The organism is Corynebacterium sp. (assembly GCF_012837295.1).
In the GTDB taxonomy this organism is placed as follows: Bacteria; Actinomycetota; Actinomycetes; order Mycobacteriales; family Mycobacteriaceae; genus Corynebacterium.
On sequence record NZ_DURI01000351.1, the window covers coordinates 1 to 14,321 of the forward strand.

General features: G+C 69.5%; 11 protein-coding genes and 1 pseudogene. 6 read left to right on the forward strand and 6 right to left on the reverse strand.

What is annotated here, in order from left to right; all coding sequences use genetic code 11:
• Nucleotides 1–1,250: nitrate/nitrite transporter (locus GX015_RS11485; RefSeq protein ID WP_291345269.1), on the reverse strand; the 1,250-nt coding region annotated here is incomplete at its 3' end.
• Between the two features lie 43 nt (nucleotides 1,251–1,293).
• On the opposite strand from GX015_RS11485, the gene GX015_RS11490 reads away from it, so the two are divergent.
• The 4 genes and pseudogenes from GX015_RS11490 (at nucleotide 1,294) to GX015_RS11505 (ending at nucleotide 4,641) form a co-directional block, all read left to right on the forward strand.
• Nucleotides 1,294–2,073 carry an AAA family ATPase gene (locus GX015_RS11490; protein WP_180965681.1) on the forward strand — a complete coding sequence of 260 codons (780 nt, stop codon included), beginning with the start codon at nucleotides 1,294–1,296 and terminating at the stop codon, nucleotides 2,071–2,073.
• Between the two features lie 77 nt (nucleotides 2,074–2,150).
• Complete coding sequence (locus tag GX015_RS11495) at nucleotides 2,151–3,170, forward strand: cation diffusion facilitator family transporter (protein WP_291345273.1); 1,020 nt, start codon at nucleotides 2,151–2,153, stop codon at nucleotides 3,168–3,170.
• A 96-nt stretch (nucleotides 3,171–3,266) separates the two neighbouring features.
• Nucleotides 3,267–3,770, forward strand: a pseudogene (locus GX015_RS11500) (O-acetyl-ADP-ribose deacetylase); the annotation flags it as partial.
• Between the two features lie 169 nt (nucleotides 3,771–3,939).
• On the forward strand, nucleotides 3,940–4,641 hold the full coding sequence (locus GX015_RS11505) for an LppP/LprE family lipoprotein (RefSeq protein WP_291345275.1): 702 nt from the start codon (nucleotides 3,940–3,942) through the stop codon (nucleotides 4,639–4,641).
• Between the two features lie 72 nt (nucleotides 4,642–4,713).
• Here GX015_RS11505 and GX015_RS11510 read toward each other — a convergent pair whose 3' ends face one another.
• The 5 genes from GX015_RS11510 to GX015_RS11530 all read right to left on the reverse strand — a co-directional run bounded on the left by GX015_RS11510 (nucleotide 4,714) and on the right by GX015_RS11530 (nucleotide 12,352).
• On the reverse strand, nucleotides 4,714–6,606 hold the full coding sequence (locus GX015_RS11510) for a thiamine pyrophosphate-binding protein (protein WP_291345277.1): 1,893 nt from the start codon (nucleotides 6,604–6,606) through the stop codon (nucleotides 4,714–4,716).
• Nucleotides 6,607–7,248: 642 nt separating this feature from the next.
• Nucleotides 7,249–8,685 (reverse strand): threonine synthase, encoded by a 1,437-nt coding sequence (thrC, locus tag GX015_RS11515; protein ID WP_291345279.1) that lies wholly within the window; start codon nucleotides 8,683–8,685, stop codon nucleotides 7,249–7,251.
• 134 nt (nucleotides 8,686–8,819) lie between these two features.
• Complete coding sequence (locus tag GX015_RS11520; protein ID WP_291345281.1) at nucleotides 8,820–9,911, reverse strand: PRC-barrel domain-containing protein; 1,092 nt, start codon at nucleotides 9,909–9,911, stop codon at nucleotides 8,820–8,822.
• Nucleotides 9,912–10,147: 236 nt separating this feature from the next.
• Complete coding sequence (locus GX015_RS11525; protein WP_291345283.1) at nucleotides 10,148–11,533, reverse strand: multidrug effflux MFS transporter; 1,386 nt, start codon at nucleotides 11,531–11,533, stop codon at nucleotides 10,148–10,150.
• A 252-nt stretch (nucleotides 11,534–11,785) separates the two neighbouring features.
• Complete coding sequence (locus GX015_RS11530) at nucleotides 11,786–12,352, reverse strand: LGFP repeat-containing protein (protein ID WP_046649604.1); 567 nt, start codon at nucleotides 12,350–12,352, stop codon at nucleotides 11,786–11,788.
• Nucleotides 12,353–12,567: 215 nt separating this feature from the next.
• On the opposite strand from GX015_RS11530, the gene GX015_RS11535 reads away from it, so the two are divergent.
• Nucleotides 12,568–13,230: a hypothetical protein gene (locus GX015_RS11535; protein ID WP_291345287.1), complete on the forward strand. Its 663-nt coding sequence runs from the start codon at nucleotides 12,568–12,570 to the stop codon at nucleotides 13,228–13,230.
• A 94-nt stretch (nucleotides 13,231–13,324) separates the two neighbouring features.
• Nucleotides 13,325–14,321: tryptophanase (locus tag GX015_RS11540; RefSeq protein WP_291345289.1), on the forward strand; the 997-nt coding region annotated here is incomplete at its 3' end.

The window sequence follows — 14,321 nt, forward strand, 5'->3', positions numbered from 1 at the left end:
GCCATGCCCAGCACCCACACGGCGACGATCGCGGCCCACGCCACGCGGAAGTCGGACCACTGGTAGGCGCCGCCGCCGGACGAGACGTCGAGAAGCACCCCGATGCCCTGCGCAGCCACCATGGCGGCCAGGAACCCGCCCATGTTCGACAGCCCGGTGCCGGTGGCCAGGGCGCGGCGGTCGACGGCCTCGCGCACGGAGTCGAAGCCGAGGCTGGACGCCGACGACAGCGCCGCCATCCCGATGTTCAGGGCGATGATCGCGGCGAGCCCGCGCGGCGCGTCCGGCAGCAGGAACACCACCCACATGCCCATGAGCGCCACGGAAATGACGACCGTCAGAGTGCCGCGCCGGGCCGCGAACCTCGCCGAGGCCATGCCCATCAGCGGGCCGGCGGCCACCGCCGCGATGGTGTTGACCACCAGCACGCCGCCGGCCTGCGCGGGGCTGAGCCCCATCGCCAGCGTCATCAGCGGCATTCCCCACAGCAGCGTGAACGTCGCCTGATGCATGAGCCCGACCCAGTGCGTGAAGAACCCCTGCCAGCACACCGGGTGACGCAGCACGATGCCGAGCATCTCCCGCACGGTCGCGCGCGGGGCTCGGTTTTCGCTTGACGACGTCCCGCCGCCCGATCCGGTCCGCCCGTCCGGCTCTGCGGGGGCCGGCGGCACGTCGGCGATGGCGATGGCCGCGGCGATGCCGACCAGGGCGATGCCGGAGCCCAGCGCCAGGAACGACGCAGTCCACCCCTCGGCATGGAGGAGCATGAGGAAGGGGACGGCCGAGATGAACTGGCCGATCTGCCCCAACCCGGCCGTGAGCTGCGTGAACAGGGGAGTCACGCGCAGCGGGAACCACGCCGGCAACAGGCGCATCGCCGACAGGAACGCGCTGGCGTCGCCGGCGCCGATGAGCACGCGGGCCAGGATGGCGATGGGGTACGACGCCGTCAGCGCCAGGACGATCTGGCCGGTCGCCATGACCAGCGCGCCGACGACCATGGTGCGCCGTGCCCCGAACCGGTCGATGGCCAGCCCCACCGGGATCTGCGCCAGCGCGTAGACGCCGACCTGCACGGCGGTGAACACGGCCAGGCGCGAGGCGTCGACGCCGAACCGGTCGAGCGCCTCGACGCCGGCGACGCCGAAGGAGGTGCGCCCGGTGATCGCGGCCAAGTACACGAGAACCGCCGCGGCCCACACGGTGAGGGCTCGGGCGGTGATGCGGCTGCGGGGATCGTTGGTCATTGTCGGCAGTGTAGGCCCCGCGGCCGCGCGTATGGTCGCGGGCATGAGGTATCCGGACCGCGCCCCGTACGTGAAGGCCGTGCGCATGGCCGAGGCCGGGATCGACGCCGGATTCGGGGAGGGCCGCTTCGACGGCGAGGATGGCTGGGTGCTGGGTCTGCCCGTCGTCAAGCATCTTCGTGAACTGGGGGAATTGCCGCTGCCGACGCCCGTGACGCTGCTGGCCGGCGACAACGGGATGGGCAAGTCGACGCTGCTGGAGGCCATCGCCCAGCTGGCCGGGTGCAATGCCGACGGCGGGTCGCGGCACATGCGGTTTTCCGGGCTCGACGACGCCTCGCCGCTGCATCGTGCGATGGGGCTGGTGCGGCGGCGCAATCCACCGGACGCGTACTTCCTGCGGGCCGAGAGTCACCTGCGGCTGCTGAAGGAGATCCACGATCATCCGCCGACTGCCCCGATCTACGGCCCCGACGAGCTGCACACGCTGTCGCACGGCGAATCGGTGTGGGCCATGGTCACGCACCGCTTCGCCGATGGGCTGTACCTGCTCGACGAGCCCGAATCCGGCCTGTCGCCGATGCGGCAGATGGCGCTGCTCGCGCAGATCGACGAGCTGGCGAAGGGAGGGGCGCAGTTCATCATCGCGACGCACTCGCCGATTCTGCTGGCCATCCCCGGGGCGACGATCTTCGAGCTGACCGAGGACGGCATCCGCGTGCCGGAATGGCGCGACTGCGGGGCCGTGGCCGACATGCGCGAGTTCCTCGAGGCGCCGGATGCCACCGTCGCATACCTGACTTCGGTAGAACGGGATTACTGACGACGCGACGAGCCACACGCCGGAGAGAACCATTTCCAAGTGTGCGTTCCTGTCATAGGGTGGCCTAACCTGTGGGCATGGGGCACTCACACGGGCACGGCCACTCGCATGACCGCGGGCATGGGGACGCGCACGGCCATTTGCACGGGCATGACCACGGCCATCCGCACGACCACGATCACTCGCACGGCTTGTTCGGCGCCCACGACCACGATCACTCGGGCACGGCCGTGCCCAGGTTGGCGCTGGCGTTCGGTCTGACCGCGACGATCCTCATCGCGGAGGTCATCGGCGGCGTCGTCGCCAATTCGCTCGCCCTGCTCGCCGATGCGGCGCACATGGCCTCCGACGCACTCGGCCTGCTGGTGGCGCTGGGGGCCGCGTGGATCGGATCGCGCCCGGCAACCCGCATCGCTTCCTACGGCTTCCGTCGCGCGGAGGTCCTCGCCGCCCTGTTCAACGCGGTGCTCGTCGGGGCGGCGGGCGTCTGGATCCTCGTCGAGGCGTTCCGCCGCTGGTCCGAGCCCGTCGAGGTCGCCTCGGGGACGGTGCTGATCATCGCCGTGATCGGCTTGGCCGCCAACCTCATCGCCGCGGTGATCCTGGCCGGCGGGGACAAGTCGAACATGAATCTGCGGGCGGCGCTGCTCCACGTCATGGTCGATGCGCTGGGATCGGTCGGCGTGCTCGTCTCCGCGCTCGTCGTGCGGTGGACCGGATTCGCCCGCGCCGACATCGTGGCGGCGGTGCTCATCGCGGTGCTCGTCGTCCCGCAGGCCATCGCGCTGATCCGCCGCGCCGGCACCGTCCTGCTGGAGCTCGCGCCGTCGGGCGTGGACACCCGCGCGGTGGAGGAGTGGATGATCGCCCGCCCCGGCGTCCACGACGTCCACGACCTGCACGTCTGGTCGATCCACGGCACGGATGCGGTGCTCACCGCCCACGTCACGGTCGAAGAGGGGCTGGGCTTCGACGACGCCTGCTCGATCCTGTGCGACATGGAGTCCGGTCTCGCCGAGGAGTTCGGCGTCGGCCACGCGACGCTGCAGCTGGAGACCGCCGCGCATCACGCCCACGAGCGCCCGCGGAAGATTTGACGCCGCGCGCCCGTCATGGCCGGGAAACACGCGATCGGTGAAATACGTGTACACCCGAAGGTAGATACGTCCCGAGGCTACCGAGGGGAGCGCACCATGAAGATCACGATCGTCAAAGGCGACATCACCCGGGTGAAGGTCGATGCGGTGGTCAACGCCGCGAACTCGACGTTGCTGGGAGGCGGCGGCGTCGACGGCGCCATTCACGCCGCCGCCGGCCCGGAGCTGCTGGAAGAGTGCCGCGCGTTGCGGGAAGAATCGCTTGCCGACGGTCTGCCCGCCGGTCAAGCGGCCATCACCTCCGCATACGACCTGCCCGCGAAGTGGGTGATTCATGCGGTGGGCCCGAACAGGCACGCGGGGGAGGATGATCCCGCGGTCCTCGAGGCGGCGTTCCGCAGTTCCCTCGATGCCGCGGACCGCGTCGGCGCGGACACGGTGGCGATGCCCGCCATCGGCGCCGGCGCCTACGGATGGAGTGGGCCGGAGGTCGCCGCCGCGGCCCGCCGGGCCATCGAATCCAGGGCGGAGGACAGCCGCGACAACGTCGCCGAGGTGATCTTCGTGCTGTTCAACGACGAGCTCGAGCGGGTGTTCCGCGACGAGTTCGATGGCTACCGCGACGAGGGGCCCGCCGCGGCGGACGGCCCGGTGGATGAATCGGCGGAACCCGCCGAACCGGCCGCGCGAGCTGAATCGCCTGAAGCGGCTGATCCGGCCGCACGAGCTGATGCTCCCGAATCGGACGGATCCGAGGGAGGGCGCGCCGATGCGTAGTCCGATCGCTTCCCGACGTCGGTCGACCGCGAAGGCGGGATTCGCCGTGGCGTGTTCGCTGGGGTTGGCACTGGTCGGTTGCGGCGGCGGTTCAATCGACGCGGCCGGCGGCGAGGGAGCAGGTGACGACGGCGTCGTCACCGAGACCACGACCATCACCGGTGACGGCGCCGAAGCCGGCCCGAATCCGACGACCGCCCCCGAGACCACCACGGTCACCACGACGCCCGGCGGCGGAGATGGCCGGGCCGGGGACGGTGGCGATGGAGACGGCGGCGCCAACTGCGGAGTCGACGAGGACGCCGCCATCCTCGACGAGTCCATCGCGAAGGTCGACGGCCCCGCGTCCGGCGACTACTGGGACCTCGTCGAAACCAACTACGACCCCTGCGGCGAACTGACGTATGCCCTGTACCAGCAGATGCCGCAGGGCAATTCGCAGTTCGCCACGAAGATCCTCATGTTCCACGACGGCGACTACCTCGGCGTGGACTCGACGAAGCCTCAGCAAGGCCAGATCGTCGGCGAGGGCGACGGCTGGTTCGAGGTGAAATACAAGGATTGGGAGGCGCTGATGGAATCCGGCGAACCCAACGCCGCCGCCCCGAAGTACACGCGGACCCTCACCTTCGAGTGGAACGACTCCGCGGGCAAGGTCGACGTCGACGGGGAATTCCCGAACACCGGACTCTGACGCCGACGCGACGAAAGCCCGTGCCCCGACTGGATCGGCGGCACGGGCTCTTCGCGTAGTTTCGAGCGCCGCCTACTGCTTCTTCAGCACCTCGGCGATGAAGTCGGCGATGACCTCGCGGGAGATCTTCACGTCGATGACGATGACGCCGGACGGGTCGTCGTCGAGCATCTCCTCGACCCGCGCGAAGTCGGACATCTCCGCGACGGTGACCCCGCGCGCGCCGAGGGAACGGCCGACCGCCGCGAAGTCGATGTCTTCGATGACCATCGACGCGGTGTCCAAGCCCTCCGCGCGGTACTGGTGCAGCTCGGCGCCGTACGCGGCGTCGTTCATGACGATCACCGCGCCACTGCGCACCGAACGGAACACCGTCTCCGCGTCGGACAGGGCCATCAGGCCGCCGCCATCGCCGGTGACCAGCACGTTGTAATCGTCGGGGCGGGCGGCGGCGACGCCGATGGCCGTCGGAAAGCCCAGGCCGATCGTCTGGATCGCCGTGCCCACCAGCACCTGCGCGCGCGGATCGGGGCTGTCCAGGTACATGGGCACCCAACCGAGGAAGTGGCCGCCGTCGGTGCAGACCGTGCGCTGCGCCGGCAGGATGCGGTCGAGCGCGCGCAGGGCGGCGCGCGGGTCGAGGCGGCCGTCGGCGCCGCGCTCGTGGAACAGCTCCGGCTGCGTCGCCGGGTCCTCCGCGGGCGGGAGGGCGCCGAGCTCGTCGCGCCAGGTGGTGCTGGGGGAGGTGGTGGCACGGGCGTCGAGCCGCTCCGCGACCAGCTCGTCGAGGATGGGCAGCACGGGGGCCAGGTCGCACAGGACCCGCTTGTCGACGCTCCGGTTCGACGGATGCTCCTCCAGCGTCAGATGCAGGATCGTCGCATCATCGGCGAACAGCGACCCGCCGCGGGCCTGGAAGGCGTTGAAGCTCGCACCGAGGATCAAGACGACGTCGGCGTCGTGGGCGATGGGGACGTGGGCGCGGTGCGTGAAGCCGCCCGCCGTGCCCAGGCACCACTCGCCGCCGACGACGTTGCGGGCCATCGCCGAATGCATGTGCAGCGCGCCAATGCGGTCGCCGAGCGCTGCGACCCGGTCGGCGACATCGGCGCGGACCACGCCGCGGCCCGACAGGATCAGCGGGCGGCGGGCCGCGGCCAGCGCGTCGGCGACATGGGCGAGTTCGGCGCGCAGATCGTCCGACATCGGGCGCGACGGCGTGGCGTGCGCGGGGCGCAGGAGCTCGGGGCGGGAGAGCACGTCGCCGCCGTCGATCAGCGGAGCGGTCTGCAGGTCGAAGGGGAGCAGCAGGACCACAGGTTCCTGGTGCGTCTGGGCCAGCGCGAACGCCGCGTGGGCGTCGGCGGCGGCGGTCTCCGGGGTCGGCGTGAAGTGGTCGATGCCCAGCGCGTCGAGCAGGCCGGCCTGATTCAGGTCGAAGTGGCGCGGGCCGGCGGCGGGGGCGGAGCCGGTGACGTAGACCATCGGCACGCGCGCCGCCTTCGCCTCCGCGAGCGCCGTGATGGTGTTGGTGAACCCGGCGCCGCACGTCGTCGTCGCCACGGCGATGCCGCCGCCCGCGCGGAAGAACGCGTCCGCCGCGGCGACGGCGCCGGCCTCGTGGCGCGTGGCCGTGTAGGGGAAACCGCGGGTGGTCAGGTGGCTGACCACGTGCGAGTTCGCATTGCCCACCAGGCCGAAGACGTGATCGGCGCGGGCGAGGATGACGTCGGCGATGGCCGTGGACACCGTCGCGTCAAGCGTCGTCTCGGCGGGGCGCGCTTCAGCGGAGCGCGGTGCGGCGGCGCGCGTTCGCGTGGTGCGCGGTGCGGCGGTGCTCAACTCGGTGGAGCGCGGACGGGTGGTCGAGCCCGCGTGGGTGGCGGGCTCGTCGAGGTCGACCTGGGCCCCGTGCCCGATTGTGTTGGTTTCGGGGCGGGCGGTCTCGGCGGAATATCGCTGCACGGGTGGTCTCCTTCGAGGGCGGACGGGTACGGCGTGCAAGTGCAGGGGCCGATTCTTACCGATGTCGCTGGTAAACGAAAGGGGAGCAAACTCCATAACGGATTGATCACGGGTTTTGCCGAAATGTTGGGGGTGAAAAGCGGGGGGATTACGGCGTTCGTCGTGAATCGTCACGTGCGTTTCACGGGGTGGGCCGACGGGGGTGGTGAGTGCAGTTCGTGGCCGCGACCGGGGATCGGGCCGCACGTGGCGGTCCGGGGTGAAGTGTGCGCCGGCCCCCGGCGCCGGCCGCCATTCGAGGTTGAAGAACGCACCGGCCGCTCGCCATCCGTCGCGGGCCGGGTTCCGTGCCATATAGATGCCAACGCGGCGTCGATAAACGCGTTTGCGCAGGTCGCGAAAATGGGTGGCACCCATATGGCACGAGAATCGCGTGCACGCGTCCTCGGACATGCCGCCCGTCGGCGCGTCCAGAAACGAGGGTCAAAAGACGGGCCAAAACTCGGACCAAAACGCGGGCCGAAAATGCCGAACGGGGCGCGGCGGTCGGAAACCGCGGCGCCCCGTCGAAAAGCGAGGGAGATGTGCTCCGCTTCGCTCTATTGCCGTGCCCTAGTTCGTGGCGATCGTTGCCGCCTCGCCCTACTTCGTGGCGATGTTGTCCAGGATGAAGTCCTTGACCACGTCGGCGTCGTTCGGCAGATCCACGACGCGGCGGGGCGCGTCCATGATCCCGGCGAAGCGCTCCGGCATGTCGGGCTCGGTGCCGGTGGCCTCCATGATGGTGTCGGCGAACTTCACCGGCAGCGCGGTCTCCAGGCACACGATGGGCGTGGACACCTGGTCGCGCAGGCCGCGGGCGACGTGGATGCCGTCGGCGGTGTGCGGGTCGACCATGACGCCGAGGCGCTCCCAGCAGTCGCGGATGGTCTCGACGCGGTCGGCGTGCGTCGACCGGCCGGACAGGAAGCCGTGCACGGCGGAGGCCTTGGGGAACGCCGGGTCGCCGGTGAGGGTGAACCCGCCCTGCTTGACCTTCACGCCGAACTTCTCGGCGATGCGCTCGGCGTCGCGGTCGAGCAGGTCGAAGATGAAGCGCTCGAAGTTCGACGCGCGCGAGATGTCCATGGACGGGCTCGACGTCGCCTGCGTTTCCTCGGACGTCCGCACGCGGTAGGCGCCGGTGCGGAAGAACTCGTCGAGGACGTCGTTTTCGTTGGTGGCGACGATGAGGCGGTCGATCGGCACGCCCATCGACTTCGCGATGTGGCCGGCGCACACGTCGCCGAAGTTGCCGGTGGGCACGGAGAAGCTGACCTTCTGGTCGTTGGTCTCCGTCATGCGGATCCACGACGACACGTAGTAGACGATCTGCGCCATCAGTCGCGCCCAGTTGATGGAGTTCACGGCGCCGATGCGGTTGGCGGCCTTGTATTCCAGGTCGCCGGAGACGGCCTTGACCACGTCCTGGCAGTCGTCGAAGACGCCGTCGAGGGCGATGTTGTGGATGTTCGGGTCCTCGAGGCCGAACATCTGCGCCTGCTGGAACGGGGTCATGCGGCCGGCGGGGGTCAGCATGAACACGGAGATGCCGGCGCGGCCGCGCATGGCGTATTCGGCGGACGAGCCGGTGTCGCCGGAGGTGGCGCCGAGGATGTTGAGCGTCTCGCCGCGGCGGGCGAGCTCGTACTCGAACAGCTCGCCGAGCAGCTGCATGGCCATGTCCTTGAACGCGGCGGTCGGCCCCATGGACAGGTGGCCGATGTGCAGGCCGTCCTCGAGTTCGGTGACGGGCACGATGTCGGGGTCGGAGAACTTCGGCGTGGTGTACGCGCGGGCGCAGATGGCCTTGAGGTCGTCGGCGGGGATGTCGTCGACGAACAGCTGCAGCACCTCGGCGGCGAGCGCGGCGTAGCCGTCGTCGGCGAGCACCCGGCGCCAGCGGGTCAGGGTGGCGTCGTCGATCTGCGGGTACTCGGCCGGCAGGTAAAGGCCGCCGTCGGGCGCCAGCCCGCCGAGCAGGATGTCCGAGAACTTGGCGGGGGTTCGCTTCGGGTCGCGCGTCGAAATGTAGTCCACGGAGCCAACCTTACTGAAGGGATTGCTTGACGACGCCCACCGCCCGCACGTCGGGCCGGATCGTCGGAAAAAGCCGTGACCCGCACCCACCGGTGACGGTGATGGTACGGGTCGCGGTGTGGCGGGGGAGCCGTCTAGCGGAAGTCGCGGCCGTCGCCGAGATCGCGGTTGTCGCGCATCTCGTCGTCGAGGCCGCGGGCGCCGCGTTCGTCGCGGGTGTTGTGCATGTCGGGGTCGACGATGTCGCGGGCGTCCCGTTCATCGCGGTCGGAGACGGTGTCGCGCTCGACGCGGATCTCCTCGCGGGTCACGGGCACCTCGATGGTCTCGTAGTCGGTGACCACGTGGCGGCGGAGGCGGACCTCGCCGGTGCCCCGGTCGCCGCCGAGATCCCGATCCTGGCCGCCGGCATCGCCGTGGTCGCCGCGGTCCGCGGCGGCACCGCCGAGGTCGCTGCGCTGGTCGGTGTCGTGGCGGTCGACGGGTCCGTGGTCATCGGACTTGAGCGGCGCCTGCCCGTCGAGGGCCTCGGTGCGCTCGGCGTCGCGCATGTCGACGTCGCGCTGGTCCGCGCGGCGGTCGAGTTCTTCGGCCGAGAGATCGGAGTCCACGTGGTCCGGGCGGTCGTGGACCTGGCCCGGGCGGGTCTGGCCGCGGTCACGGAGATCGCGGTCATCGCGGACGCCGTGCTCGTCGCGAATGCCACGGTCGTCGCGTCCGGCTCGGCCGTCATCGGCGAGCCCGGCGGTGATTCCGGCACCGGCCGCGCCAACGCCGGCACCGGCGGCGGCGTCGCGGGGGAGATCACGGTCGCCGTCGCGGAGGTCGCGGTCACCGTCGCGTCGGCCGTCGTGATGCGGATCGGCGTGGCGCTCGCGGCGCTCATCGGCGAGGTAGCGCTCGCTGTCCTGGGCATCCGTCAGCTGGTAGTGGCCGTAGATGTTGCGCTGGTCCTCGGGCGTCAGGTGGTTGTCCGCGTCGAGGTTGGGGGCGTCCTTGATGCGGTCCTTGTCGAAGGCGAGCTGAAGCTCGTCGCCGGACAGGCGATGGCCGCGCATGGGCACCAGGCTGCTGCTCATGCCGAACAAGCCGTGGCCGACCTCGACGAAGGTGGGCTGACCGGAGTTGTCGTCGACGAAAACCTCCTTGACGGCGCCCAGCTTGTCGCCGTTGCGGTCGTAGGCGGTGGCGTTGAAGAGATCCTTGATGTTCTTCTCGTTGGCCATGTCGATCATCCTTCCGTGGTGCTTTTCTCGGGCCGCCCCTGAGCGGCGGCCGGTGTCGACCACGGTAAGGAGAATGTTGTTCACGTGCATTGGCGGGCCGAGTCCATCGAACCGTTTCGGGCGGGGAAGCGCGTGCCTTCACGGGAAGCTCTCAGTTTGTGACATGGGTTACAAACGATGTTCACCCAGGTCGTTCGAGAGGGGCGTTTCGAACCTGAGAATCAGCCCGGGGAGCATCACGGTTCTGTAACGATTCCCCTTCTGGTCGACCTGTGGACCTTTCGGGCACGGCGATGGTCGTCGGAAAGGCGTGTGTCGGTGCTCGTCCCAGTGCTCGTGCCGTCGCTCGCGTCATTGGTGGCGCCATCGGTGGGGCCATTGGTCGAGTTCGGGAACGCCGCCCGCGCCGCGACGTGCAACGATGCAGTGGCGGTTGCGGCGCAGGCCAACATGACGGCGGCCATGGCGACCGGCTGGGACATGCCGGCGGCGGCCGCGACGCCGACGAGCGGGCTGAGCAGGCCGGCCACGATGAACTGGCCCGAGCCCATGAACGCCGAGGCCGAACCCGCGATGCCGGTGGCGCGGGACACCGCGAGCGCGGAGTTGTTGGGCATGTTCACGCCCATCGAAGCCACGGTGATGAACAACAGGGCGAGGATCACGGGGGCGGGGGCGTCGGCAAGCGAAGCTGCGACCAATCCCGCAGCCGCCGCCAGCAAGATGGCGTTGCCCATCTTGGCGATGGGCAGGGGGCCGAGCTTTCGCACGATGCGCGCGTTGATCAGGCCGACGATGAACAGGCCGGAGGTGTTGGTGGCGAAAATCGCCGAGTACTGCACCGGTGTGAATCCGTAGTGCTCCTGCAGGACGTACGCAGAAGCGGAGACGTAGGCGAACATCGTGCCGAAGGACATGATGAAGGCGAGGGTGAATCCGACGTAGGCGCGGTCGGAGAACAACGTGCGGGCCCCGGCGAGCATCGGGGCGAAACCGGCGTCCTTGCGACGCTCGGCGGGCAGGGTCTCGGGGACGGCGAAGACGACGCCGGCGAGGATCATCGCGTTGATGGCGACGAGCACCCAGAAGATGCCGCGCCAGCCGACGGGCTCGACCAGCAGGCCTCCGATGATCGGGCCGAGCACCGGCGCGATGCCGCCGAGCAGCATGAGGATGGAGAAGATCCGCGCAACCTCCGGGCCGCGCACGAGGTCGACGACCGCGGCGCGCGCCAGGACGACTGCCGTGCCGCCGGCGAGCCCCTGGACCAGGCGGGCGATGTAGAGCGTCCAGATTCCGGGGGCGAGCGCCGCCGCGGCGGTGGCGAGGAGCAGTCCCGCGGCGCCGGCGATGAACAGGCCGCGGCGCCCGCGCGAATCCGACACCGGGCCCGCGACGAGCTGCCCGATGGCCATGCCGGCGAGGAAGAAGGTGATGGTCAGCTGGGCCGCGGCCTGGTCGATGTCGAACTCGTCGCCCAGCTGCGGCAATCCGGCCAGGTACATGTTGATCGACATCGGTTCCGCGGCCGACACCAGGGCCAGCACTCCGAGCAGAAGCGGCGGGATGAGGCCGCGGATGGGCGTTGCAGCGGCCGGGGCCTTCGTCTGGGTGGGGGACATGATCGGACCTCCGTGGACATGGGGCGGCCGCGCCCGAAGGCGCGGCCGATTTAGTTGATGTGGCAACTGTAACCCATATCCCCCGGGGGGTATCAATCCTGTGGTGTGCGCGGCCTCTCCTGAGTCGCGCGAGGCGGGGGAGATGTGCCCGGGTACGCCAAAACCCCGGGGCATCCGACGATGCTCCCGGGGCTGGGCCGGTCAATGGTGCGCGTCGGCCCGTCGTCAAGCGATGGGCTCGCGTTGAACCGCTTAGACGTACTTGGCGGAGAACTCGCCGCCCTCGTCCTGGGTCCACTGGATGGTGCCGTTGGTGAAGGTCTGCTCCCAGCCGCCCTCGATCTCGGTCTCGCCGGCGGTGGGCAGGCCGACCTCGTTGCCGAGCGCGCCGTCTTCCTTCCAGGTCTCGCCGATCATGCCGACGATCGGGTGGGTGCCGCCGTCCGGCGACGCGGCGACCCAGCCGTTCTCGTACTCGGCGAGGACGTTGTCGCCGGCCTTTTCGGCGGACTTGAACTCGCCCAGGTTGGCGGCCTGCGCGGCTTCCGTGACCTCGACCGGCACATCGCCCTCGGCGACGTCCTCGGTCTCGACGTCCGCCTCCTCGCCGGTGCCCTCGTCCTGGGCGGCCGACTCCTCGGCGGAGGTCTCCTCGGAAGCCTCGTTGCCGCCGGTGGCGTCGTTCACGGCGGACTCGACGGCGTCGGTGGCCTGGGCGGTGTTGTCCTTGACCTCGTCCGACGAGCACGCCGCGGCGCCGAGCAGCAGGGTGGCGCCGAAGATGGCGGCGGTGGTGCGGGTGATGGTGGTCTTGCGCATGTCGTACTCCTCGTTTGTCGGGGTGACGTCCGTCGGGGACGGTGTCTCGGGCCGCTTTGCGACGGTCTCCGTCTAAACGGTTCGCCGTCGGGGCTGCAAAGTTGCTCCTTCGGCCCATGGTGTACGAGGTGCACTCTCGGCGCAAGGGATCGTTTTCACATGGAAGCGGGATCGTTACCGGGGCGTGAGGTTTTGGGGGCCGTACGATTGATGCCATGACGTGGACGGATGGTGCTCGCCGGGGATCTTCGGCGGTGAAGGTCGCGGTCATCGCGGTCGTGTTCGCACTCGGGGTCGGCGTGGGCGTGGCCATCCCCTCCGGGTCCTCGGGTGGCGGGGGCTTCGGCGGTTACTCCATCGGAGACGCGGATCCGGTGGCGGAGGGCGCGGATGACCGCTCCGAGCGCCGGACGAGACCGGTCCATGGTCCGTCGCCGGGGCAGCCGGTGGAGGCCCCCGGCATCACGTTGACGATCGATGAGGTCACCGTGGCCCCGGCCCGTGACGTGGTGAAGCACCGCTTCGAGGTCGGCGTCGAAGGGCCTGTGACGTACGTCGAGCAGGTCGACGCCCGGCCCGGTGGGACGTTTGCGACCGTGCGCACGACGGTCGTGAACACGGGGGACCGTGCACGGGACCTCGTCTGCGGCTACGACGTTCGGGTGCAGCTCGTCGATGACCTCGGGCGGAGGCATGAGCGGGTCGACGCGCTCCACGACATCCCCGGCAATCCCGTGTGCGACGACATGATGAACCCCGGCTTTTCGACGTCCATGACGTGGATCTTCGAGGTGCCCGAGGGCGTCGTTCCGGCGAGCCTCGCTTTCGCGGACACCGAAGAACCCGTCGCGCAGTACTGGTTCGCTCGCCTGAAGTGATCGTCACCCGAAGGGCCGATACCCGCACCCGCATGGGATGATGGTTTCGGTCCCGGCCAGCGTGAGTATCCGCCTATGTAAAGGAGTCCCGGACGTGTCGAAGGTGAAGTTCTACCGCGGTGAGCAGCTGCCGCTCGAGATGCACAAGGTGCGAATCATTCAGAAGCTGACGCTGCTGCCGATCGAGCAGCGGCGCGAGGCGATGGAAGAGGCCGGCTTCAACACCTTCCTGCTGCAGAACGCCGACGTGTTCCTGGACATGCTCACCGACTCCGGCGTCAACGCGATGAGCCAGGATCAGCAGGCGGCGATGCTCATGGCCGACGACGCCTACGCCGGCTCCGCGACCTACACGCGCCTGTACGACAAGCTCGTCGAGATCTTCGGCATGGATTACTTCCTGCCCGCCCACCAGGGCCGCGCCGCGGAGAACATCATCAGCCAGACGATGATCCGCCCCGGCACGCTGATCCCGATGAATTACCACTTCACCACCACCAAGCAGCACATCACCGTCAACGGCGGCGAGGTCGTGGAGCTGATCCGCCCCGAGGGGCTCGAGGTCACCTCCGACCATCCGTTCAAGGGCAACTTCGACGTCGAGGCGCTGCGGGGCCTCATCGACGAGCGTGGCGCGGAGGCGATCAGCCACGTGCGCATGGAGGCCGGCACCAACCTCATCGGCGGCCAGCCGTTCTCGCTGGAGAACCTCCGCGAGGTCGCGGCCACCTGTCGCGAGCACTCGCTGCCGCTGGTCCTCGACGCGTCGCTGCTGGCCGACAACCTGCACTTCATCAAGACCCGCGAAGAGGCGTGCAAGGACATGTCCATCCGCGAGATCACCCGCGCGATGGCCGACGAGGTCGACGTCCTGTACTTCTCGGCACGCAAGCTCGGCTTCGGCCGCGGCGGAGGCATCTGCATCCGCGACGAAGAGACCTTCAAGAAGATGCGCGGCTACGTGCCCATGTTCGAGGGCTTCCTCACCTACGGCGGCATGTCCGTCCGCGAGATGGAGGCCATCACCGTCGGCCTGGACGAGACCATGGACGAGGACATGATCAACCAGGGCCCGCAGTTCATCGAGTACA

Excerpts from the sequence above, each read along its gene's own strand:
- GX015_RS11530 (WP_046649604.1), bottom strand. The coding sequence starts at position 12,352 with ATGCGCAAGACCACCATCACCCGCACCACCGCCGCCATCTTCGGCGCC.
- GX015_RS11535 (WP_291345287.1), top strand. The coding sequence starts at position 12,568 with ATGACGTGGACGGATGGTGCTCGCCGGGGATCTTCGGCGGTGAAGGTC.
- GX015_RS11495 (WP_291345273.1), top strand. The coding sequence starts at position 2,151 with ATGGGGCACTCACACGGGCACGGCCACTCGCATGACCGCGGGCATGGG.
- GX015_RS11505 (WP_291345275.1), top strand. The coding sequence starts at position 3,940 with ATGCGTAGTCCGATCGCTTCCCGACGTCGGTCGACCGCGAAGGCGGGA.
- GX015_RS11490 (WP_180965681.1), top strand. The coding sequence starts at position 1,294 with ATGAGGTATCCGGACCGCGCCCCGTACGTGAAGGCCGTGCGCATGGCC.
- GX015_RS11525 (WP_291345283.1), bottom strand. The coding sequence starts at position 11,533 with ATGTCCCCCACCCAGACGAAGGCCCCGGCCGCTGCAACGCCCATCCGC.
- GX015_RS11520 (WP_291345281.1), bottom strand. The coding sequence starts at position 9,911 with ATGGCCAACGAGAAGAACATCAAGGATCTCTTCAACGCCACCGCCTAC.